Source organism: Desulfocurvus vexinensis DSM 17965 (genome assembly GCF_000519125.1).
Lineage (GTDB): Bacteria > Desulfobacterota > Desulfovibrionia > Desulfovibrionales > Desulfovibrionaceae > Desulfocurvus > Desulfocurvus vexinensis.
Genome location: NZ_JAEX01000002.1, coordinates 108,884 through 129,619 on the forward strand (window position 1 = coordinate 108,884; position 20,736 = coordinate 129,619).

Consider the following 20,736-nt stretch of genomic DNA (forward strand, 5'->3'; position numbering starts at 1 on the left):
CCCGGCCCGAACCCGCGAACGCATTGCAAGGAGATCCTACAATGGCTGAGACCGCCGAAAACACCCAAGCCGCCGCACAGGCCATGTCCTGCCTGGAGCGCGTTGCGGCCAAGTCGGCCCAGGACAAGGCCGACGGGAAATATGCCCAGTTCGCGTCCATCAAGGACGTGGGCGTGGACGATGGCGTCGCGCGCCTGACGCCCGAACGCATCGAGAAGACCATCAACCAGGTGCTGCGCGGCGAGTGCGGCGCCCGGATGCGCGCCTATGTGCAGACCTGCGTCCACTGCGGGCTGTGCTCGGACGCCTGCCACCACTACCTCTCCAACGACAAGGACCCCAAGTATTCCCCGGTGGGCAAGGTCAAGCGCACCATCTGGAACATGCTTGAGAAGAAGGGCAAGCTGAGCCCCGAGGAGTGCCGCGAGGCCGTGGTCGTCGCGCACACCGAATGCAACCTGTGCCGCCGCTGCCAGCAGTTCTGCCCGTTTGGCATCGACGTGGCCTACATGATCCAGACCGTGCGGCGCATCTGCCACAAGCTGGGCATCACCCCGCAGTACATCCAGGACACCTGCCACTCCCACGCCGCGACCCTGAACCAGATGTGGGTCAAGGACGACGAGTGGACCGACACCCTGCAATGGCAGGAGGACGAGGCCCGCGACGAGATCCCGACCATCCGCATCCCCGTCGGCAAGGTCGGGGCGGACTTCATGTACTCGGTCATCGCGCCCGAGCCCAAGTTCCGCACGCACCTCATCTACCAGGCGGCGGTGATCTTCGACCAGGCCGGGTGCGACTGGACCATGCCCGCCACCCCGGGCTGGGACAACTCCGACATGGCCATGTTCACCGGCGACTTCGAGACCATGGGCCGCATCAAGAAGGCCCACTACGAGGCCGCCCAGAAGCTGCGCGTGAAGAAGATCGTCATGGGCGAGTGCGGCCACGCCTTCCGCAGCGTCTACGACGTGGGCAACCGCTGGCTGGGCTGGAAGATGCCCCCGGTGCCCATGGTCCACTCCATCGAGTTCTTCTACGAGCTGGTCAAGGCCGGGCGGGTGCGCCCGCGCGAGCTGTTCCCCGAGCGCGTGACCTTCCACGACCCGTGCAACACCGTGCGCGGGCGCGGCCTGCACGAGATGGGCCGCTACGTGGCCAGCGCCTTCACCCAGGGCGTGGTGGAAATGGCGCCCAACAAGGTCTTCAACATCTGCTGCAACGCGGGCGGCGGCGTGATCAACTGCGGTCCGCCGTGGAAGACCAAGCGCGTGCTCTCCAACCGCTACAAGGCCGAGCAGCTGGCGCGCATGAAGGACCAGGGCATCAACACCATCATCTCGCCCTGCCACAACTGCCACGGCGGCCTGGAGGACATCATCCACCACTACGGGTTGGAGATGAAGCTCATGTTCCTGGGCGACCTGCTCTTCAAGTACATGGAGAAGCCCGGGGCCGTGGAAGCGGAGTAAACCGACAACGCCCCGGCAACGGGGCGGGGAGGACCATATGCATCCCAGACACGTTCTTGCGGCCCTGGCCCTCGCGGTCCTTGCCGCCGTGGCCCTGGTGGCGGCGCCCGCCGCCTGGAGCCAGGACGACATCGTGGAGCTCAAGGCCGAGGCCTTCGGGACGCACCTGCGCCCGGCGGCGGTCTTCAACCACGACGCGCACAACGAGAAAGCCGAGCTGGACGACTGCGCCCGCTGCCACCACGTCTACGAGGACGGCAAGCTGGTGGAAGGCCAGGACTCCGTGGGCACCGCCTGCGCCGAATGCCATACCCTGAAGCGCGTGGGCACGCAGCCCGGCCTGCGCGAGGCCTACCATCGCCAGTGCAAGGAATGCCACGCCGAGCGCGCCGCCGGGCCCATGGCCTGCGGCGAGTGCCACATGGGCAACTAGAGCCGAGTTGACCGGGCGTTCCGGGGCGCTGCAAGGCGCTCCGGAACGCCTGTTGTTTCAATGGGTTGCCAGCGGGCAGCCGGGGCCGGGAAAATTCTTGGCCGGGGTTTTTGAAAACCGTTGACAAGAAGGGGCGCTGTGGATAGACACAGTGCTCCCGACTGTGGGAGCGCGGGCGGGTAGCTCAGCTGGGAGAGCATCGGCCTTACAAGCCGAGGGTCACAGGTTCGAGCCCTGTTCCGCCCACCACAGAGGCACGGGATCACGCGGAGCCGTAGTTAAGTTGGTTATAACGCCGGCCTGTCACGCCGGAGGCCGAGGGTTCGAGTCCCTTCGGCTCCGCCACTTGAAAGACCAGGGGCTTGCACGCAAGCCCCTTCTTGATGCCCCAGACTGTGAGCGGGAGTTGGGGGCGACTTTGCCCGAGGGTGACGGCTTCCAGGGGGAGCCCGTGGTCATGCGGCCACAGCCCTGACGAACCTCTCGCGCTGCTGCGCGACGTTCAACCCGCCATTTTCACATATGCGGAGCCGTAGTTAAGTTGGTTATAACGCCGGCCTGTCACGCCGGAGGCCGAGGGTTCGAGTCCCTTCGGCTCCGCCACCGACACTGACCGCCCCCAAGGGGCGAAATCCTGCCAAGCCCGGAAGCGCAAGCTTCCGGGCTTTTTATCGTGGTCCGGGGTGCCCGGGCCGAGGCTTTGCTCTTTGCCCGGGCTTCGCAAGGCCTGTTTCCTGGGCAACGCCTTGCGCGCACGCAGGGCACGCAGTTCCTTTGCCTGGGCGGGTCGCCGTTGCGGGGAAGGGAGTGCGGTTCTGGAAAAGCGCGTGCCGTCGCGCCTGACCAGACAGCAAGCCGGGGAGTGCGTGCTTTGGGACTTTGTTCTGGCGCGCGCGTGCGCACGTTCCTCAACCACAAGATTGCCTCTTCGCGCGCGGCGCAGGAGGGAGGCCGATGCCGGGGCGTGCGTGGCCGGGGGCGCCGGAGAGGTGGGAGATACGTCTATCATCGCGAACGGCAGCTGAAGCGCGTCGCGATAAATCCGCGCCAAAATCGCGATAATTGAACGGCCCTTGCCGTTGCACTATGTGCAACAGCATTACAGAAACGCCCCTGGCTAGCAACCTGGCCAGGGGCGTTTGTGTGGTCATGAGGTGATCAACAGCTCACGGGCCGGGGCGGCGGCGCCTCGGCCACGGACCGTGTAGGTGGTTGTCAGCGGGATCAGCTCGAACCCCTGGAACAGCGCCCGGACCTCGGGGCAGTCGTTGAGGGAGAGCAGGAAGCGCCCCCGGAGCTGGCCCAGGGCCCGGGCCAGGCGCTCGAAATCATCGCGCCCGAACAGGCCGGGGCCGTAGTAGCCCTCGGTTCCGTAGTAAGGCGGGTCCAGGTAGAACAGGGTTCCCGGGCGGTCGTAGCGGCGCAGGAACACCTCGAAGTCGAGGCACTCAATGACCACTCCGGCCAGGCGCTCGTGCAGCTCCTCCAGGCGCGTGCCCAGGGTGTTGAGGTTGAAACGGGCTCCCCGGCCCTGGTCCACACCGAACGTCCGGCCTGTGACCTTGCCCCCGAAACTCAGCCGCTGGAGGTAAAGGAAGCGGGCGGCGCGCTCCAGGTCCGTGAGGGTGTCTGGGTCCGTGACGCACAGCCGCTCGAACGCTGCGCGGCTCGTGATCTGGAACTTGAGCGTCTCCATGAACTGCGGGTAATGGCGCTGGAGAATCCGGAAGAAGGTGGCCACGTCGCGCGAGGCGTCGTTGATGACCTCGCACCGGGCCGGGGTGGGCCGCCGCAGGAACACGCCTCCCATGCCCACGAAGGGCTCGGCGTAGGTCTCATGCGGCCAGGCGTTGATGTGCTCGATGACGCGCGCCGCCAGGCGGCGCTTGCCCCCGATGTAGGGGGCGACCGGTGACACTGAGGCGGTCTCCTGGGTTGTCATGGCTCTCTTTACGATTCGGCCCGCGCCTGCTAGGGAATCTCCACCCTGATCAGGGGAATGGAGCAGCTGCCTGCGGGCGGTGGTCCGGTGTTCGCGCACCGGGCCAGTGGGGGTGCGGCAGCACCCCCGCCTGTTCCTCTCATGCGCCCGGCCCCGTCTTGGGGCCGGGCCTCCTTGTCAAAGAGCCTGCGGCTACTCGGCCAGCCCCGCCAGCTCGGTGCGCAGGGCCTGGGCCTGGGCTTCCAGGTCGGCCAGGCGGGCGACGTCCTCGGCGGCGGGGGGCTGCCCGGCGGTCTGGGCGGTCAGCACCGCGCGCAGGGGCCGGGCGCTGGCGGCGTCCAGGGCCGTCAGCTCGGCCAGGATCTCCTCGCGCCGGGCCTCGGGGGACGGGGCGGGCTCCGGCTCCAGGTCGTAGGTGCGCAGGACGCGCCCGTCCACCACTGCGTCGGTGTAGGTGCTGGCCCGCTGCTGGCCCGGGGGCACCTCTGTCACGTCCACGATCCGCCGGTAGCCCAGGCCTACCAGATGCGCCTCCGCCAGGCGCGCGGTGTAGTACTGCACGCCGTCCCGCTCCACGGTCGGGGGCAGCCCCCGGTGCTCGGTGCCGTCAGGGTATTGGTACATGCTTGCTCTCCTAGCTCTAGTTGACCACGGCGTTGGCGCACCGCTGCTCGGTGCGCACCACGCCAGTCCAGGTGTAGGTTGTGCCGTTGGCGTTGTGCGCAGACGAGCGCAATTTGAATCCAGCGGCCAGGAAATCGACCACGCCCCGCGCCGAGCCGTCGTTGTAGAGTGCCGTGCCGTTGATGGTCAGCGAGTCCAGCTCGCAGCCCGTGGGCACATACGGCCCGTTTGCGAGGCCGGTGCCGGTGTAGGTGCCCGACACCGTGGCCAGGCCGCAGGGCAGGTTTGCCGTGCAGAGGGGCTGGTAGCCCGCAGGCGGGCCGTACCACCAGCCGAGTTGCCCGAAGTCCATCAGGATGTTGCTCCCCGCCAGGTGCGCGGCGAGGACGAAGCTCCAACGGTCGCCAACTGCGGGCAGCGCGTGGGGGCCGCTGACCTGAACGCCGTTGCAGGTGCATCTCATCTCCCGGGCGTCCAGATCCACGGCCACGCCGTGGACGTTGTTGGCGACGTTGGTGCCCAGGCCCGTGGCCAGCGTCTCGTACGAGGCCCCGGCCCAGCGGACGACAGTGCTGTTGTCCACGCGATACAGCACGCCGCCTCCGGCCACGGTGTCCCCAAGCGTGTAGGCGCCATGGTTCAGGTCGCGCTGGGTCGGCACCACCACGCCGAGCCGCAGGCCGATATCGCCCGCCACGCTCTGCCGGACCTCGAAATACCAGCGACCTCGGGCAGGCAGGTGGATCGTCGGCCACCACGCGAACGTGTAGGCGCTCGCCCGGGTCCGCAGCCCGCCCAGCGTGGTCACGCCGTACTCGGTGCCGGAGTAGTAGTCCGAGCCACACGCCTGCTGCCGCGTCGGGTAGGTGTTGGTCGGGCTGTCCAGGGTCTGGACCGGGGCACCGTTGACCGTCCAGTGGTTGCCCGCGCCGCTGGTGTCGGCGCCGAGGTCGCCCGGGGCCCCGAACTCCAGCCGCGTGCCGTTGAAGCCCCGCTCCCCCGTGTAGACCAGCGGCACCCAGTGGTCCCCGCGCGGGGCCCCGAACGCCTCCGGGCCCAGGGCCGCGCCGTCCACGAAATCCACGGCGGCCAGGAACCCGTCCAGGTAGGAAGCAGTGCCCGCCCCGTCCACGCTGCGGCCCAGGCTGTGCGGCTGCACGCTGTTGACGCGGCTCTGGTGGGAGGGGGTCGGCGTAGCCACCAGCGTGAGCGCCTGGCGCTCCCCGTTGACGTAGAGCCGCACGCGCTCCAGGGGGTCGGCGTGGGTATAGTCCACGGCGCAGACGATGTGGTAGTAGCCGCCCACGTCGCGCAGCAGCGGGGCGGAGGTGGCGTGGGCCTGCACGACGCCAGCCAGCACGTCGTAGTACACCAGACAGTGGGATACGATCGCCAGGTAGGTGGCGCTGGTCGCCCCGGCCTGGCGCGCGCCGAAGAGCCCCGCGATCCCGGCCAGCGAGCCCCGGCGCACCCACCCGCTCCACGTCCAGGTGGACCGATTGCCCGCCGTGCTGGGCGGCGTGCGCGACAGGTATTGAGCCGTCCCGGCGGCGCTGTCCAGCAACAGGCCGTTCCCGATCTGCACCGGATACCGGCACGAGCAGCGGCGGATCGGCAGCGAGGGCGTCAGCGGCGCGGACATCAGAGCACCTCTTCGATGTAGGCGTGCAACTGCCCGTCGCCCTGGCCGAGCAGGTGGACCAGGTAGGTCCGCCCCGCCAGCATGTCGGCGCAGCTGCCATACTGCTCGACCAGGCCCACGCCATGCCCCACGAAGGCGGCAGCCGGGCCCATGGTCAGCCACAGCCTGACCTCGCCGCCGGGCCAGGTGGCCAGGTCCGCCGGGTCGGCAAAAACGGCGGCAGCGTGGGTCACGGTCACGCTCTGGTGGCTGCGCGCCCCCAGGGTGAGCTGCACCTGCTCGGTGGCAACCTCGCCCAGGGCCAGCGGCGGCGCCGCATAGGCCCCCGTCAGGGTCGCAGGGCCCGCCAGGGGCACGGCCAGGGCCTGCGCGGCGGTCACCGCGTGGGGGTTGTCGGTGCGGGTGGCGTGCGCGCCGACCTCGGCCCCGGCCAGGGCCATGATGGCGGCGCGCAGTTGCGTCAGGGTGGCGCCGTCCGGCTCCAGCTCTGCCGCCTCGATCACGTCGAGGATCTCGCGTTGGGGGTGCTCGATGGCGGCGGCGGGCACCACGCTGCCCTCGATGCCCAGCGCGGGCTGGGCGTCCACATACGCGGCGTCGGCTTCAGCGCCGAGCGGGGGAACGTATTGCATGTCAATCCTCCTCGTAGGCTACGATCAGATGGGTGTGCGCCGGAGCCAATCGTCCCAGGACGCACTCCAGGTCCTGGGCGCGGGCGATGGCCCCGAGCAGGTCGCCGCAGCGGCTGGCCCCGGCGCGAAACCAGGTCACGCGCGGACCCAGCACGCGCACCCGCCAGGTATGCCGCACCGTCGCCGGACCGTTCAGCACGTCGCCGCAGCGGCTGGCCCCGGCGATGAATGGCCGGAATTCCTCGATGATCACGCTGTATCCCAGCTCGCTGGCCACGGCCTGGAAATACGCGGGGCTCTGCCCGCCGCGCGCGGTCAGCACGCGCACAACGGCGCGGCGACGCTCCTGGAGCGTGGTGGCGTCCCCAGTACAGGCGTCGGGCAGGGCGCAGACCCGCTCCCAGTCGGGCAGCAGTTCCAGGGTCGATCGCGGATCGACCTCGTCGAGCAGGTCGTCCGAGCGCGCGTCCACCCGGGCCAGCTCCCCGGCCAGCGCGGCCAGGAACTGCCCCCACGTCGAGTCCATGTCCTGGGGCAGTGCGGCGCCGGGCGGCTGCAAGGCCTGCAATTGGGCCTGGAAATCCTGTGCGCTGCGGCCCATTACATATCCTCCCAGACGATGGCCCCGGGAACAGCGATCTCTCCCGGCCCGTGGGCCACGTCCGCCGCAGGGCTGACCAGCTGGTGGTCCGTCTCCCCGGGCGCCACGCTGATGGCCTCGCGCAGGTGCGACAGTGGAATGGTGCCCCCCGGGCGGGCCTGCCGCCGGATCAGCGCCGTCACCTCGGCCTGCACGGCGGCCCGCACGGCTGCGGTGTTGGGGGCCAGGCGCACGGTCATGTCCAGGGGCACGGGCAGCGGCGCCACCACGGTCACCTCCGCCGTCACGGGGCGGGCGGCCTCGATGACGGCCTGCACGGCGGCCACGTCCAGGGCCGTGGGGATGCCATCCGGGGTGGAGTCGTCCGTCATGATGCGCACGACCACGGTCCCCGGGCCCTGTTCCTGCGGGGCAACCCACACCCGGGTCACACCGGCCACACCCAGGGCCCAGGCCTCATAGTCCTGTGCCGCGCCGCCCTGGGGCGGGTTGCGCACGCGCGCCAGCAGCCGGGCCAGCAACGAGCCGTCGCCTTCCTCGTCCGCGCCGCCCCCGAACCCCGCTGCGGCCAGCGCCCCCCGGACCCCCGCCAGGGGCGTCACCAGCGTCAGCGCCAGCCCGGCGTCGGCATTGCCGCTCTGCCCGGGCTCGTCGGCAACGGCGGGGGCCGTGGCCGTGCCTGCCGCGCTCATCGCTACCTCGGCGGTGGTGGCGTAGGTCGCGCCGTCGGCCCGGGCCAGCACCGTGCCCGTCGGGACCACCGCGCCGGAGGTGCCCGCGAGGGTCACCTCGCCGCTGGCGCAGCTGGCGGCCTTGCGCGTCACGCCCCACCAACTGCTCCACCGTTCCAGGTGCTCGGCCTCGGCGGTGTCGGGCATGGCCTGCCTGGCCAGCCAGTCCAGGTACCCATACAGCCCATGCACCGCCCCCGAGTGCATCCTGGCCACCACGCCCAGCAGCGACCGCCGCAACTGCGGCGAGGCGTCGGGCAGGCGGCTCTGGATATCGGCCAGGGCACGGTCCAGCAGGGTCTGGAAGTCCGGTCTGTCAAACGGCATTTATCCCTCCAATGCCCTGGTGAATGAATAGGTGGACTCCGAGCCGGAGGTGCGGGTGATGCGGATGTTCCACTGCAACATCCCCCTGCGCGGGAAGCTGGTGGCCACGCTCACGCTGGTGGCCACGCCGTCCTCCACCAGCCAGCCCAGGGCCTCTTCGGCGTACTCGCGGGCCTCGGCCAGCACCTCGGGCAACTGCTTGCGCCGCCACAGCAGCCACAGCCGCGACCCCGTCAGGTCGGCATCACCGAAGGCGTCGGCCCACCAGCCGCGCCGGTCCGTCCCGCCGTGCGGCAGTTCGTCCTCGGGCAGCGCCCGCCTGTCCAGGAACAACGACAGCACCACGGCGGTGGCCAGGCTCTCCTCGGCCAGCAGATCCCCGCCCAGCACCTGCAGGTCGCCTCCGGTGTCGGTCCAGACCAGGGCCGCGTCCATCCTAGCTCTCCTGCGGCGGATCAGTGGGGCCGCCGCCGTCGTTCTCGGGGTGGACATGCCCGCGCAGGGAAACGCCCTGCGCGCGCACATCCGCATCGGTGGTCACGTCGCCGGTCACATGCACTGCCCCCTCGAACCGCGCGACGGACGCGCCCCCGCCCGCCGCGCGGGCAGTCAGGCTGGGCGTCACGAACTCCACCGCCTCCGAGGCGGTCACCTCGTAGCGCGTCGTCTGCACGGCCACGTCCTCGGCGGCGTCGATGTGCAGGTGCAGGGTCGAAATACGCACCCGGCGGCCCCGCGCCAGGTGGATCACGTCGCCCTCGTCCGTGTAGAGGGCCACCTCGCCGTCTTCCAGGCCGCGCAGGCGGTACCGGCGGTCATCCACCCGCAGCACCACAGCGTGGCTGCGGTTGCCGCCAACAGAGCCCACCAGCACCTCGGCGCCGGGGTGCGGCACGCTGGTGATGCCGTAGTCCTGCCACCGCTCAAGGCCGTCCAGGGTCTCCCCGGCCAGCGCGGTGACCTGCACGCGCTGCAGCGTGGCGTCGTCGGCCACCAGGCGCAGCACGCCCCGGGTCAGCAACAGGCGCACCGCGCGCCGCACGGGGTCGAGCAGCTTGTGCAGGTTGCGCAGCATCACCAGCCCTCCTCCTCGCCGGGTTCGGGCAGTTCCACCAGCGCAAAGGCCTCGGGCGGGCACAGCTCCAGCTCGGTGCGGCAGCCCTCGTCGTCCAGCAGCCAGGTTGCGGAGCACACCAGCAATTCGGCCCCGTCGTAGCCCAGGAAGGCGTCCTCCACCCTGGCCAGGACGCCCGGCTCCCAGAGTCCGCCCGGGTGCGTCCAGCCTTGCACGGTGTAGGTCACGGTCCGCGACCGCCCGTAGCGCACGTCGCGCTCCCAGGCCGCGCGGGCCGTGGCCGCCGCCTGGTCGATGCTCTCCTCGGCGATGATCGTCTTGGGCCGGTGGCGGGTCACGCCCTGGTCGCGGGCCGTGGCGCAGGGGTGCGCAGCGGCTTCGCCGGACCAGTCGTCGTCCCCGGCGGCCTGGCCCTTAATGGTGTAGAGATGGTGCCGGTCACGTTCGCTGAACCGCGCGCTGCACTTGACCACGTTGTCCCCCAGGGTCAGGGCGCCGCCCCGGCTGGCCCCGGCGCTGCGCGTCAGGACCAGGTGGCCCGCGCCGTCCGACGTGAGCAGCACGGCCCGCACCCGTGCGGCGGCCTCCAGCACCTCCAGCACGCTGTCGCCCTCGCCGCCCTTGAATGTGCGAAACGGTGCCCCGGCCTGGGCCAGATCGCGGACCTGAACGCCGTAGGGCGCGCACAGATCCCGGGCCACCTGGGCCAGGGTGCGGCCTGTGAATTGCGAGGCCGGGGCGCTGCAGTCGGCCAGATCCCCGGTCTTGTCACGGCCCTGCACGCTCACGGTGTGCGCGGTGGCGTCGTAGTCCACCGACACCTCGTCCACATAGCCGGTGATGACGGTGTGCCCATCCAGGGCCACGGTGCAGGCCTGCCCCGGGCGCACCGGACGCGTGGTCCGCTGCCCTGGCCAGCGTTCCGTCAGCGCCAGGTCGAAGCGCCCGGACACCCTGTCCAGGGCCCGGGCCACGCTGATACGGGTCCAGCCCTCGTAGCGGGACGAGCCGATCTGCAGCACCGCCCTAGGCATCCAGCACCTCCAGATCCACGCCGCCGGGCACGAAGCCCGGGTGGCGCACCACGGCCCGGTTGCGGCTGACGACTTCGTCCGCCCGCGTCGCGTCGCCCCAGATATTGTGGGCCACCACCAGCGCAGGCAGGGTGGCCCCGGGCCGATAGGAGCGCAGCGCGGGCAACCGGGCTCCGCGCTCGGTCAGGTCGAGCACCAGCGCCGTGCGCACGGCGCCCAGCGCCCGGAACGCCCTGTCGCTGGCACTGTCCATTTCCAGGTCCAGGCGCTCCCCCAGTTCCTCGCGCGTGGCCAGGGCGTCGTTGGCCGACGCGTAGTCCTGGCTCGCCGCCGCCCGGCTGGCCTCGACCACTGCCGCCCGGCGCACCAGTGCCGCCACGGCGGCGCGGTTGGCCAGGGTGCGGGTGGCGGTTGTGGCCTCGGCCCCGGCGGGCACGACCAGGGCGGCGGTGGACAGCGATGCGGACCCCCGCGCCGCCGTGCCCGTCGCCCCCCAGGAACGCGAGAGCCCGAAATCCCACATCGTCCGGAAGGCTGCCAGCACGCCGCTCCCGGAGCCGGACAGCGCCGCCAGCGTGCCCAGCACCCCCGAGGCCATGGCGCCCGGAGCCCCGGCCAGCGTCAGCGCCTGGGCCGCCAGGCTCGTGGTCTGGCCCTGGATGGCGGCCAGCGTCCCGCTGGGGGCCCGCACGACACCCAGCGCCTGCGACAGCGCATCGCTCACCGCGCCCAGACTCCAGGCCCCGTCCTCGCGCACATGCTCCGGGTAGCCCTGCGTGTCGTAGTGCGCGACGAAATCCTCGGCCAGGGTGCCGGTCGCCGCATCGGCTGCCTCGCCGACCAGGGCCCCCGTGTCCACGCTGCGGCTCGGCGCGCTGTCCTCGCCCGCTTCCAGGAACTCCACGGACACCGTGGCCATGCCGCCCTTGTCCGTGGTCTCGCGCAGTGTTGCCCGCGCCACACACACCCGCAGGCTGCCCAGCCAGGGGTGGACCAGCGTGCCCGGGCCGGGCTCTTCCAGGGCGGCGAGCAGCGCATCCCGCGCGGCCATGTAGTCCGGCCCCAGCACGAAAGCCTCCACCCGCCAGCCGCGCGCCAGGCGCCCCATGTCCTCGGTGTACGGCGTGTCGCGCAGCGGGTACTCGTGCTGCACCGTGCGGCGCCCCAGGGTCGCGTCGTGCGACCGGACGTGGAACGGCGCGCCCCGGAACGACGCGCTGCGCAGGTTCTCGCGCCAGCTCATCGGCCCACCCCCCCGAGCACCACGCCGGTATCCACGTCCAGATCCATCCCCTGGGCCTCCATGCGCTTGACCCGCACGCGGTCGTCGCTAATGGAGACGAGCACAGACGCCTGCGCCGGTTCAGGCTCCGCGCCCTTGCCCCCGGCAAACCACTCGGCCAGCTTCGCCCCGCCCCACTCGCCGCCCAGGTAGCCCGCCAGGGAACCGCCCAATCCGCCCAGGGCCCCGCCCACGGCGGTGCCGATGCCGGGCAGGATGGCCGTGCCGATGGCCGCGCCCAGGGCCGCGCCGCCCCAGCCCCCAAGCGCGCCGCCCGCAGCGCCCCCCGCGTAGCCGCCCGCAGCTGTGGTCTTCTCTCCGCCCGTCAGGCTGTCGTCGGTCAGCACGTCGGCCAGGCCGACACCGGCGGCCACAATGGACGCCGCTCCGCCCAGGCGTCCGGCGTAGCGCCCCATGCCGCCAAAGCGCGCCAACAGTCGCCCCACGCGCCCGCCGCGCTTGCCCAGGGTGCTCCGCCCGCCCTTGGCGCCGCCCGCAGCGCCCCCCGCGTAGCCGCCCCCATACTCGCCGGGCAGCAGACTCATCCGGCTGTTGACCACATACACGGGCAGCGGCACGGGCAGGCCGCCCAGGCCTGTGGCGGCCCCGCCGCCTCCGCCTTTGCCGCCGCGCAGGAAGCTCCACGCCCCCCGGCCCATGGTCCAGGCCTTGCGCGCCAGCACCAGCCCGCCCAGGGCCACGCCGACGCCCGCGATGCCCTTGATGATGCGCCCCGTGTTCTCAGGCCCCAGGGCGTTGAGAGCGTCTGCAGCCGCCTGGATCGGACTGCTCAACTCCTCGTCCATCACCTGCTTCCAGGCCGTCATCAGGGCCGTCATGGCCGATGCCGCCTTGCTTGCAGCACGCGCGGAATCGGCCAGGGTTGTGGTGCCGTCCCCTTGAACGGCCATGAACGTGTCCAGGCTGCCCAGCGCACCCGTGCGCTGGAATTCGCCTGCCGCCTGGTTGAACGCCCGTATCGCCTCGGCGTCGAAAATGCTCCCCATCTTTACACTGTCACCCCGCGTGCGCTCGATGATCTCGGCCATCAGCTCGTTGATGGGCCGCAACACCCGCTGGCCCGCCTTGAGCCGCTCGGGGTCGAACACCTGGATACCCGCCTTGCGGAGGGCCTTCAGCTTGGTGGGGTCGCGCAGGGTACGCATCGTCGCCTCGAAGGCCGTCGCCGCCTGCTCCGAATTGCCCGTGCCCCTCCGGACCATCTGCAGCGCCGCGCCCATCTCAAGCAGGGCGTCGGTGCCGCCCCGGCCCATGGCCGTATAGGCCGTGATCACCCGGGGCCCCAGGCCTGCCAAATCCCGCAGGGTGAACGCGCCAATCTTGCCCTGCTGGTTCAGCGTGTCCAGGGCCCGCAGCACCTCGTCCGGGGCCTTGATGTCCATTTTCTGGAACTCGGCAAACAGGCCGCCGATGTCCGCCCCTGCCACGCCGGTGGCCTGGATCGCCACGCCGATGTTGCGGATGTTCTCTTGCGCGAACCCCAGGTCGCCCGTCATCTCGACGATCGCCTCAATGGCGGAGGTGATTTCCGAGGGGTCGGCCCGGATGTCCGGGGCCAGGGCCACATCATATATGGATTTTTTGAGGTTCTGGACGGCTTCGTCGGACACGCCCGCCTGGATGCCCAGGCGGGTGAAGCGCAGTTGCAGGTCCGCCAGCATCTTGGCCGTGCCTGCTGCGCTGACCCCGCCCAGCATGGCCGTGTACTTGTTGCCCAGCGCGTCCAGCCCCCGGCCCAGGGCCGCCGCCGAGCGCGCCACGCGCCCGAGCTGCCGCTCGGCCCCGCCCGCGAACTGGCCCACGGCGCTGCCGTAGCGCCGCGCGCGGGCTTCGAGGTTGCCGGTCAGGGACAGGACGATGGATGTGCGCAGGTCGCTCATGTGTCGCTCGTTTCAGGCTGGTCAGGGGTTCAGCAGGCGCAGGTAGGCCAGGGCCCGGCGCACGGGCAGGGCGCCCACCTCTGTGGGGCCCCAGCCCGTGCGGCTGGCCAGGATCAGGGGCAGGGGCTCAAGCGCCGCCGCCGCCCCCGTCAGCTCGCCCCCGGGCGGCGGCCCTCTCGGCGGCCTGCAGGCTGGCGGCGTCCATCCGGTCCGCCGCGTCCTGGATGGCCGCGAAGTCGTCGGGGTGCAGCCGCCCCATCTGGGCGACGGACAGCGGCCCCTGCAGCGGCTCCCCGCCGTCCTCCAGGCGCACGATCTGCCGCCGCAGGGTCTCCACGCCCATGCCCGAGGGGCTGCACACCAGGGCCGGCCCTTCGCCCGGCACCATGACCAGCCGCTCCGAGGCCGCCCGGGCGTCCAGGATGTCGCCGGTGGTCAACTCGCGGAGCACCGCCTGGCGCAGGGCGGTTTCACCCAGCCGGTACCCGTGCTTCAATGCAACAGTGACGGTCGCGGTCTCGTGCATGGCTACTCCTCGTCGCAGCTCAGGGCCGACATTTCCAGGTCCACCTGCCCCTCGGACAGCTCCAGGGCGTTGGTGGTGAACGCCCCGCGCAGGGTGAACACCTTGCCCGTGTCCGTCTCGAACATCACGGTGGCGTCGGTCAGGTTTTGCAAGGCCGTGATCGACAGGTCCGCCCCGTGGCGCACCTTGCACTTGAGCACGGGGGGTTCGTAGTTCTCGGTGTAGCCCAGGGTCTTGGTGCCGTCGGTGGCGACCTCGCGGGCCATGCCGCCGGGCGTCAGGGAGCCCTTGCCGTCGGAGGGGATTTCCGCCCCGTCCACGCGGATGATGGCGCTGCCGGTGTACTTCATGGACTGCTCCTAGAGAATGAACTGGACCTGCTGGGCGTAGATGCGCAGCTGGTTGACCAGGTCGGGGTTGGACCGCACGTTCAGGCGGTTGCGGTCGTCGGGATCGCGTTCCACCAGCAGGGTGGCCTTGTAGGAGTCGAAGTTCTCCACCAGCCCCTTGGCCTCCAGCTCGCGGAAGAGCGCCAGCAGCTCGGCGCGCACGATGCGCGGGGTGGCGATGGCCTGGCCGGGGCTGAAGCGCGTGCCGTCGTCGGCCAGCTTGTGGCGCGGGAACTTCTGGGTGATGCGCGTCCGGATGGCGTAGCGCAGGTACGACAGGGTCGCCGGGGTGGTCACGTCCAGGTAGCTGGGGTCGGGCAGGCCGTAGCTGTTGGTCTGGTAGGTCGTGATCTGCCGTTCGATCTGCACGGCCCCGTCCCGGGTCACGGTGTGCGTGGCCAACCCGCTGTACAGCAGCAGGTTCCGCTCGACCATGGTCCAGCGATCCTCCACCGCCGGGGGCAGGCAGCCCGGCAGCTCCAGGGTCTGCAGGGGCCGGGCCGGGTCGATGTCCAGGTGATACGCGGCCACGCCGCAGTTGACGGCGGCCCAGGTCCACGGCGGCGTCGGGCTCTGGCCCATGGCCATGCAGCTGACGGCCTGGTGGTTGCGGGCCGCGCCCCAGGTGGTCGCGGCGGCGTGCGATCCGGCCAGCGCCGCGAAGGCCACGCCGTCCACCATCTTGAGCGGTCCGCCGCGCGCGTCCAGCTCGGCTTCCAGGGCCGCCATGTTCGCGGCGTCGGTGTACGGGGTGCAGAGGTAGTTCCACCAGCCGTCGCCCAGGGCCGCCAGGGCGTCGGCCAGGTCCGGGTTGGCCGTGCCGCCGCTCATGGCGGTGACGGCCACGCCGACGCCGGAGGGCAGCGTCTCGCCGTAGTAGCCCAGGCGCAGGTCGATGGCGTTGCCCGTCTCGCCCTTCCAGCGGCAGGTCAGGTCCACCTTTTCGGGCACGGCCCCGTTCACGGCGGCGGTCACGGGCAGGTCGGGCTCGGCGGCGATGGCGGCGGCGATCTTGGTGGCGATTGCGGCGGCGGTGTCCCCAGCCGCAATGCCGACGCGCACCCGGACCCCGGCCACATACAGGGCCAGGGTGCCCGAGCCCGTAGCCGGGCCCGTGACCGTCAGCGCCCCGCTGGCCGCCACACCCTCGGCATCGTCGGCCAGGGGCACGGCCCAGGTCTCGGTGTAGGCGTTGGCGCCCTTGAGCCCCGCGAACATGGCCGCCAGCATCGAGCCCCGCCCGAAGAGCTTGACGCCGTGGTCGGCGGACAGCACCTGCACGGGGCTGCCCGGCGTTGCCGCGCCCGTCTCCAGCATCTGCCCGAACACCATGATCTTGCTCATGTAGTTGGGCGTACCCTGTACGGCCATGCTGTTGTCGAACTCGACGTAGCACAGCGGCACCCGGATGGTGTCCGGGATCTGGTTGAAGCTGATCGTCATCTAGGCCTCCTTCTTGGCCTTGGGCCGGGTGGCCCGGGCCACGTCGCCGTCGCGCAGGCGGCGGCGCCAATAGGTGGTGTCGGGCACGTCGGCCCCGTCCTGGGGCAGGGGCTGCCCCGTCGCGGGGTCCAGCACGGCAAGTCCCGCGCCGGGCTTGAGGTAGAGCGTCTTCATGCGTCACTCCTGAGGCAGGGTTATATGGTCCTGGGCCACGGGCGCCCCGTCGGCCTGGGCCTGCTCCGCGAACACCGTGGCCAGCACGTCGATCGTGGCGGGGTCGAGAGCCCCGGGCAGCTCGAACCGCTGCCGCCAGCTCACGCCCCACATGGCCACGCCGCGCTGCGCGACCCGGCTGGCGAACAGGTTCTGGGCCTGGACCTGGGCCGGGGCGGTCTCGGTGGCCGCCAGGCCCCAATCCTGCCGGTCCAGGCCGCGCAGCGTGGCGGCGACCATGGCCAGGGCGGCCCGGTCGCGCGTCGCCCCGGCGGAGTCCTTGGCGACCACGAACGCCGCCAGGGTCAACTCCAGGCTGCGGTCCACGAGGCGCACGTCCAGCGCCGCCACATAGACGGCGGGTGCGGCTTGGCACACCCGCCGCAGTTCCTCCTCGTCGAACCGCCCGCCATGCACCTCGCAGGTGCGCAGGCCGGGCACCTGAGCCTGCAGGCCGTCGCGCACCGCGTCCAAAATCTGTTGCATCACCTGGCCTCCATCTGCCCGGCGGCCCACTCGTCCACCAGGCGCCCCAGATCGGCCAGGTTGTCGGGCGACAGGCCGAGGTAGGGCCGGGCGGGGGTTTGCTTGCCCACCTCCGCCCCGCCGAACTGGTGGATGGCCGCGTAGACCAGGTTGGACCCGACCTCCACCGCGTCACCGGCCACCACATACTGGATGGAGTCCAGCAGCCCGCCCTCGGCCTGCAGCAGGCTGTGCCCGCCGTGCCGCGTTGCCGCGTAGCGCGGCGACCACGCCGCCCAGGGCGTGCCGTCGGGAGCCTGGCGTTCCTCGGCGATGCGTCGCCGGGTCTGCGACTCCACCTCCGCGCCCACAGCGTCCAGCAGGCCAGGCGTGTCCACGGCGGCCAGCGCCTCGATGCGCTGGGCCAGGGCGCCCAGCTCGCGCAGGTCGACCCGCAGCGCCATACTCACGGGCGGAACCTCCCCCGCCCGAAACGGGCGGGCTGGGACAGCATTTCCACCGTCCCGCCCGACACCGTGGGCGTGGGCGCCAGCCCAAGGGACACCTCCCCGGAGCTGATGCGCCGCAACACGCCCACGGCGTCCTCGTAGCGGGTGCGGATTTCGTCGGTCAGCACGTCCGCGCTGCCCGCCAGGCGGTAGACGGCGATGTCCACCGCCAGCCTGGTCAGCACCAGGGGCACACCGGGCAGCGGCAGCGCGTGGCGCGCCCCCACATACCCGTCGACCTCCGCGACGGCGTCGGCCAGGGCCCGGTCCAGGGCGTCCTGGTCGGCCTGCCCGTCGCCGTCGCGGTCGGCGAGGACCAGCAGCCGGTCCTCGCCGTAGCGGTCGACGATGTCCTGCGCGCTGGCGTAGGGCACTAGCGGCTCTCCTTCTTGGCCTTGGCGCCCTGGGCCTTGGCGCCGGGCTCGTCTTCGGCCTGCTGCTCGGCAGCGGGATCCTCGACCACCTGGACCACGAGCAGGGGCTCGGCCTGGAGGGCCGCCAGCTCTGCGGGCGAGAAGCGATCGTCCGGGTACGAGGTGGCCTGCGCCGGGTGGGGCAGGCCCGCCCGGCGGAAGCCGTCCTTCTTGCTGGTGATGATGATGCTCATGGTGCCTCCTTACTCGGTCCCGGTGCTGCCGTAGGCCATCTGCCAGAAGGCGTAGCCCCCGGCGGCCCGGGCCTCGGCGCCGAACTTGTACTCCCCGCGCGTGAACACGTCGTCCGCGCTCATGTCGATCTGCTGCACGAAGACGGGCTTCTTGCGCTCCTGGTAGATGAACGGGCGGACCGGCTTGGTGGTGTCGAGCAGGAACCAGGCCGTGTCGCTGGTCAGGTGGGCGCTTTCCACGACCTCGGCGGTGCCCCTGTAGGGGTTGGGCTTGCCGTCCTCCAGCCGCTCGGTGGTCATCAGCAGGCGCGCGGTGTCTCCCAGCGCCGGAGGCACCAGCAGCACGTTGGGCGTGATGTTCAGCGGACGGCCCTCGTCGTCGCGCATCTTGCGCAGCGCCGTGCGGGCGGCGCCGTAGCTGCCCTGGGCGGCGGCCAGGGTGGCCGCAGAGAGCGCCTTTGCGCCCTTGTTGCTGACCGACGCACCGGCCACCGGATGGTCCGTGTCGAAGAAGTACTGGCCGTCGTAGCACAGAGCGGTGAACCCCTGGTTGACCAGGTCGAACACGATCTCGTCGGGCAGTTGCTTGGCCGAAAATCCGGCCATCTGGGCCTGCGGCCCGTAGATGCCCAGGGTGTCGTCCTCGATGTGACTGCGCTTGACCGACACCGTCGCCTCGAAGTCGTCGTTGACGATCGAGTAGCGGAATCCCTCCAGCGCCTTGATGACCTTGTCCCCGACCCATTTGCGCATCCGGGGGAAATTGGACAGCCACGCATAGTCGTTCTGGCTGCCCGTGGAGGTCACCTTCATGGCGATCTTCTCCCACAGGCTCGGCGCGGCATCGAAGGCCTTGTGGAAGGTGGTCTTGAGGTTGGTGAACACGTCGTTCAGCACCGCGCGGTTGACCAGCAGACCGCCGAAGCCGAGCAGCGGCCAGGCGCCGCCGGGGTCAGCCTGGGACGCATGGGCCGTCTGGAAGGACAGGGTCAGGGCCACGGCAAACAGCAGCAGCCAGGCCAGGCAGATGGAAACAGTGCGTTTGATGGGCATGTGTCTCTCCTTTACTCGACCCAGACGCCCTCGGCGCCGACGCCGAGCACGATCCCGCAGGCCGAACGGGTGTTGGTGCCGTGGGTCTTGGCCACGGTCTGGTCGTCCACGATGTAGCAGGGCTTGCCCACGCACGCCTGGTCCACGGCGTCCGTGGCCGAGTTGGCGAACAGGAACGCCTTGCGGCGGCGCACGAGCACGGTCCGCGCGCCGTCGGCGCCCGCGCTGTTGTCCACCTGCTCCTCGGCCCGGCCCAGGTAGGTCAGGGTCGTGGCGGTGCTGCCGGGTGCGGCGTAGCCGGTGGCAGTGGCCACCACCAGGCTGCCAGCGTAGATTTTGACGCCCGCCGCCACGGGCACGGAGATCAGCTCGCCGTCCCGGTAGGGCGTGTTGCGGTCACTGGTGAGCGCCATGTCGTCTCCTTACCCGGCGTACTTGGCCAGGTCTTCGGGGGTGTTGCCGAACATCTCGGCGATCTTGGCCTGCTGCGCGTTCAGGGCCTTCGGGTCGGCGTCCCCGGGCTTGCCGGGCAGCTCAGGATCCTTGATGACCTGCGGCGCCGTGGCCACGAACTTCTTGAACTCCTCCAGGCCGCCCTCCGCCGCGCACATGGCGCGGTAGTAGCCCTGGCTGGCCGGGGCGATCTTGCCCCCGGCGATGGCCTGGGTCACGGCAGCCTCGATGTCGGCCTCGCGCCGGGCGGCCTCGATCGTGCGCAGCCGCTCCTCGGCGTTGGCGGCGCGGGTCAGGGCGTGGTCCAGGTCGGTGCGGGGCACATACTTGTCCAGGCCTCCGGGCTGCTGCTGGTTGGCGGCCTTCGCCAGGGCCTGGGCCTTGGCCACGGCCTGGTCGGCGGTGGACCCGGCGGGCAGGTCCAGGGCGGCGGCCACGCCTGCGGGCACTTCGGGGGTGTTCTTGGCCTTGTCCAGGGCGGCCTGCACGGCCCCCGCCTGCTGGTTGATCTGCTCCTCGGTGGCGTCTTCGGCCACGCCGAGCAGGGCGCACAATGCTTTGGTCAACTTCATCTCGTCCTCCGGTTCGGCGGCCTGGGCGTTCAGCGCCTTGAGCCGCAGGTTGGGGTGATTCGTCAGCCCCGCCGAGAGCAGCTCGGCGACGCGGCTCGGGACTGATCTCGTGTGGTAGAACACGGGCGACAGGTAGCGGTATTCCCGCGTGGCGATCTGATTCGCCGCCCGGGGGGTCCACTCGACCCGGCCCCACACGGCACCGCCCCGGATATCCAGCCCGGTGATCCAACCCGCAGCAGGGGCCTCCAGGCCTTTCGGCGCGCGGTGTTCGGTCGCGTGTTCCCAGTCGATCTGTACGGGCAGCCCGCGCCGGTTGTACGCGGCGACGACCCGGGCGGCGTCGTCCGGGCCGAACGCCCAGGCCCGCCCGTCGATGCCACGCACCTCAGGGCCAGCCGGGATCAGCTCGACCCACTCCGGAGCCTGCCCTGCGGGCATCTCGGTGTTGAAAGCGATACGTCTCATGTCGCCCCTCTAGCGCATCGCTCGGGGCAGGGTCTTTTAACGGGGGTTAACAGTTGCGGCGGGCGCCGCGTGATACGAGGCAGGGTTCAGGGGCAGGGGGGGGGCGTCCGCTGCGTCAAGGATGCCCGTTCAAAAACGTTTATAAACGCCCTGTGCCGCCCGTTCGGGCCGGGGCGCGCACCTCGGGCCGCCGCGCTGGGCTGCGACCGCCCAGGGGCGTTTTTCCGCACCCCGGGGTTTACACGCCCCCCGGGCGGCGTTATGTTTGTTTCGAGACGGTAGCCCCTGAAGACTGGAAAAACGCCGGGCCAGTGGTTGGTTGCGACCTTCCATGCGGGG

The 20,736-nt window shown here is 71.0% G+C and carries 24 protein-coding genes and 3 tRNA genes; 5 read left to right on the forward strand and 22 right to left on the reverse strand.

Annotated elements, in window-relative coordinates; all coding sequences use genetic code 11:
- Nucleotides 1-41: 41 nt before the first annotated feature.
- The 5 genes from tmcB to G495_RS0103425 all read left to right on the forward strand — a co-directional run bounded on the left by tmcB (nt 42) and on the right by G495_RS0103425 (nt 2,511).
- Nucleotides 42-1,475, forward strand: coding sequence for an electron transfer complex ferredoxin TmcB (gene tmcB, locus G495_RS0103405; protein WP_245588360.1), 1,434 nt, complete (start codon nt 42-44; stop codon nt 1,473-1,475).
- A gap of 37 nt (nt 1,476-1,512) precedes the next feature.
- On the forward strand, nt 1,513-1,908 hold the full coding sequence (gene tmcA / locus G495_RS0103410; protein ID WP_028586656.1) for an acidic tetraheme cytochrome c3 TmcA: 396 nt from the start codon (nt 1,513-1,515) through the stop codon (nt 1,906-1,908).
- Between the two features lie 173 nt (nt 1,909-2,081).
- Nucleotides 2,082-2,157: transfer RNA gene (locus G495_RS0103415), tRNA-Val, on the forward strand.
- A 19-nt stretch (nt 2,158-2,176) separates the two neighbouring features.
- Nucleotides 2,177-2,253: transfer RNA gene (locus G495_RS0103420), tRNA-Asp, on the forward strand.
- A gap of 181 nt (nt 2,254-2,434) precedes the next feature.
- Nucleotides 2,435-2,511 (forward strand) — tRNA-Asp (locus G495_RS0103425).
- Between the two features lie 544 nt (nt 2,512-3,055).
- Here the strand turns inward: G495_RS0103425 and G495_RS0103430 are convergent.
- The 22 genes from G495_RS0103430 to G495_RS0103535 form a co-directional block, all read right to left on the reverse strand.
- Complete coding sequence (locus tag G495_RS0103430; protein ID WP_211234126.1) at nt 3,056-3,826, reverse strand: DNA adenine methylase; 771 nt, start codon at nt 3,824-3,826, stop codon at nt 3,056-3,058.
- Between the two features lie 216 nt (nt 3,827-4,042).
- Nucleotides 4,043-4,474, reverse strand: a complete 432-nt coding sequence (locus G495_RS17395; RefSeq protein WP_035250865.1) for a hypothetical protein — start codon at nt 4,472-4,474, stop codon at nt 4,043-4,045.
- A gap of 16 nt (nt 4,475-4,490) precedes the next feature.
- A complete protein-coding gene (locus tag G495_RS0103440; protein ID WP_084457815.1) occupies nt 4,491-6,116 on the reverse strand; it encodes a LamG-like jellyroll fold domain-containing protein in 1,626 nt (541 codons plus the stop codon).
- On the reverse strand, nt 6,116-6,748 hold the full coding sequence (locus G495_RS0103445; protein ID WP_028586659.1) for a hypothetical protein: 633 nt from the start codon (nt 6,746-6,748) through the stop codon (nt 6,116-6,118). Before G495_RS0103445 ends, G495_RS0103440 begins: the two co-directional genes overlap by 1 nt.
- A 1-nt stretch (nt 6,749) precedes the next feature.
- Nucleotides 6,750-7,349 carry a YmfQ family protein gene (locus G495_RS0103450; RefSeq protein WP_028586660.1) on the reverse strand — a complete coding sequence of 200 codons (600 nt, stop codon included), beginning with the start codon at nt 7,347-7,349 and terminating at the stop codon, nt 6,750-6,752.
- Nucleotides 7,349-8,407: a baseplate J/gp47 family protein gene (locus G495_RS0103455; RefSeq protein ID WP_028586661.1), complete on the reverse strand. Its 1,059-nt coding sequence runs from the start codon at nt 8,405-8,407 to the stop codon at nt 7,349-7,351. The genes G495_RS0103450 and G495_RS0103455 overlap by 1 nt, the downstream gene beginning before the upstream one ends.
- The gene (locus tag G495_RS0103460) at nt 8,408-8,842 is read right to left on the reverse strand and encodes a phage GP46 family protein (RefSeq protein WP_028586662.1); all 435 of its coding nucleotides are present in this window, start codon (nt 8,840-8,842) and stop codon (nt 8,408-8,410) included.
- Nucleotide 8,843: 1 nt separating this feature from the next.
- Nucleotides 8,844-9,482, reverse strand: coding sequence for a phage baseplate assembly protein V (locus G495_RS0103465; RefSeq protein WP_028586663.1), 639 nt, complete (start codon nt 9,480-9,482; stop codon nt 8,844-8,846).
- On the reverse strand, nt 9,482-10,516 hold the full coding sequence (locus tag G495_RS0103470) for a phage baseplate assembly protein (RefSeq protein WP_028586664.1): 1,035 nt from the start codon (nt 10,514-10,516) through the stop codon (nt 9,482-9,484). Before G495_RS0103470 ends, G495_RS0103465 begins: the two co-directional genes overlap by 1 nt.
- Nucleotides 10,509-11,759: a DNA circularization protein gene (locus G495_RS0103475; protein WP_028586665.1), complete on the reverse strand. Its 1,251-nt coding sequence runs from the start codon at nt 11,757-11,759 to the stop codon at nt 10,509-10,511. The genes G495_RS0103470 and G495_RS0103475 overlap by 8 nt, the downstream gene beginning before the upstream one ends.
- The gene (locus G495_RS0103480; protein ID WP_028586666.1) at nt 11,756-13,699 is read right to left on the reverse strand and encodes a phage tail tape measure protein; all 1,944 of its coding nucleotides are present in this window, start codon (nt 13,697-13,699) and stop codon (nt 11,756-11,758) included. The genes G495_RS0103475 and G495_RS0103480 overlap by 4 nt, the downstream gene beginning before the upstream one ends.
- A gap of 127 nt (nt 13,700-13,826) precedes the next feature.
- Nucleotides 13,827-14,225, reverse strand: a complete 399-nt coding sequence (locus tag G495_RS17400) for a phage tail assembly protein (protein ID WP_035250869.1) — start codon at nt 14,223-14,225, stop codon at nt 13,827-13,829.
- A gap of 2 nt (nt 14,226-14,227) precedes the next feature.
- A complete protein-coding gene (locus G495_RS0103490; protein ID WP_028586667.1) occupies nt 14,228-14,575 on the reverse strand; it encodes a phage tail tube protein in 348 nt (115 codons plus the stop codon).
- A 9-nt stretch (nt 14,576-14,584) separates the two neighbouring features.
- On the reverse strand, nt 14,585-16,057 hold the full coding sequence (locus tag G495_RS0103495; RefSeq protein ID WP_028586668.1) for a phage tail sheath subtilisin-like domain-containing protein: 1,473 nt from the start codon (nt 16,055-16,057) through the stop codon (nt 14,585-14,587).
- Entirely contained in the window at nt 16,058-16,231 is a 174-nt protein-coding gene (locus tag G495_RS20865) for a DUF2635 domain-containing protein (RefSeq protein ID WP_084457817.1), read from the reverse strand.
- 3 nt (nt 16,232-16,234) lie between these two features.
- Entirely contained in the window at nt 16,235-16,756 is a 522-nt protein-coding gene (locus G495_RS17405) for a phage protein Gp37 (protein WP_051445024.1), read from the reverse strand.
- On the reverse strand, nt 16,756-17,199 hold the full coding sequence (locus tag G495_RS0103510) for a phage virion morphogenesis protein (RefSeq protein WP_028586669.1): 444 nt from the start codon (nt 17,197-17,199) through the stop codon (nt 16,756-16,758). The genes G495_RS17405 and G495_RS0103510 overlap by 1 nt, the downstream gene beginning before the upstream one ends.
- A gap of 2 nt (nt 17,200-17,201) precedes the next feature.
- Nucleotides 17,202-17,618, reverse strand: coding sequence for a gp436 family protein (locus G495_RS0103515; RefSeq protein WP_028586670.1), 417 nt, complete (start codon nt 17,616-17,618; stop codon nt 17,202-17,204).
- Complete coding sequence (locus tag G495_RS17410; RefSeq protein WP_035250872.1) at nt 17,618-17,851, reverse strand: HI1506-related protein; 234 nt, start codon at nt 17,849-17,851, stop codon at nt 17,618-17,620. The genes G495_RS0103515 and G495_RS17410 overlap by 1 nt, the downstream gene beginning before the upstream one ends.
- 9 nt (nt 17,852-17,860) lie before the next feature.
- Nucleotides 17,861-18,904 carry a Mu-like prophage major head subunit gpT family protein gene (locus G495_RS0103525; protein WP_211234128.1) on the reverse strand — a complete coding sequence of 348 codons (1,044 nt, stop codon included), beginning with the start codon at nt 18,902-18,904 and terminating at the stop codon, nt 17,861-17,863.
- A gap of 11 nt (nt 18,905-18,915) precedes the next feature.
- Nucleotides 18,916-19,317, reverse strand: coding sequence for a hypothetical protein (locus G495_RS0103530; protein ID WP_028586672.1), 402 nt, complete (start codon nt 19,315-19,317; stop codon nt 18,916-18,918).
- 9 nt (nt 19,318-19,326) lie between these two features.
- Nucleotides 19,327-20,397 carry a phage protease gene (locus G495_RS0103535; protein WP_028586673.1) on the reverse strand — a complete coding sequence of 357 codons (1,071 nt, stop codon included), beginning with the start codon at nt 20,395-20,397 and terminating at the stop codon, nt 19,327-19,329.
- Nucleotides 20,398-20,736 lie beyond the last annotated feature (339 nt).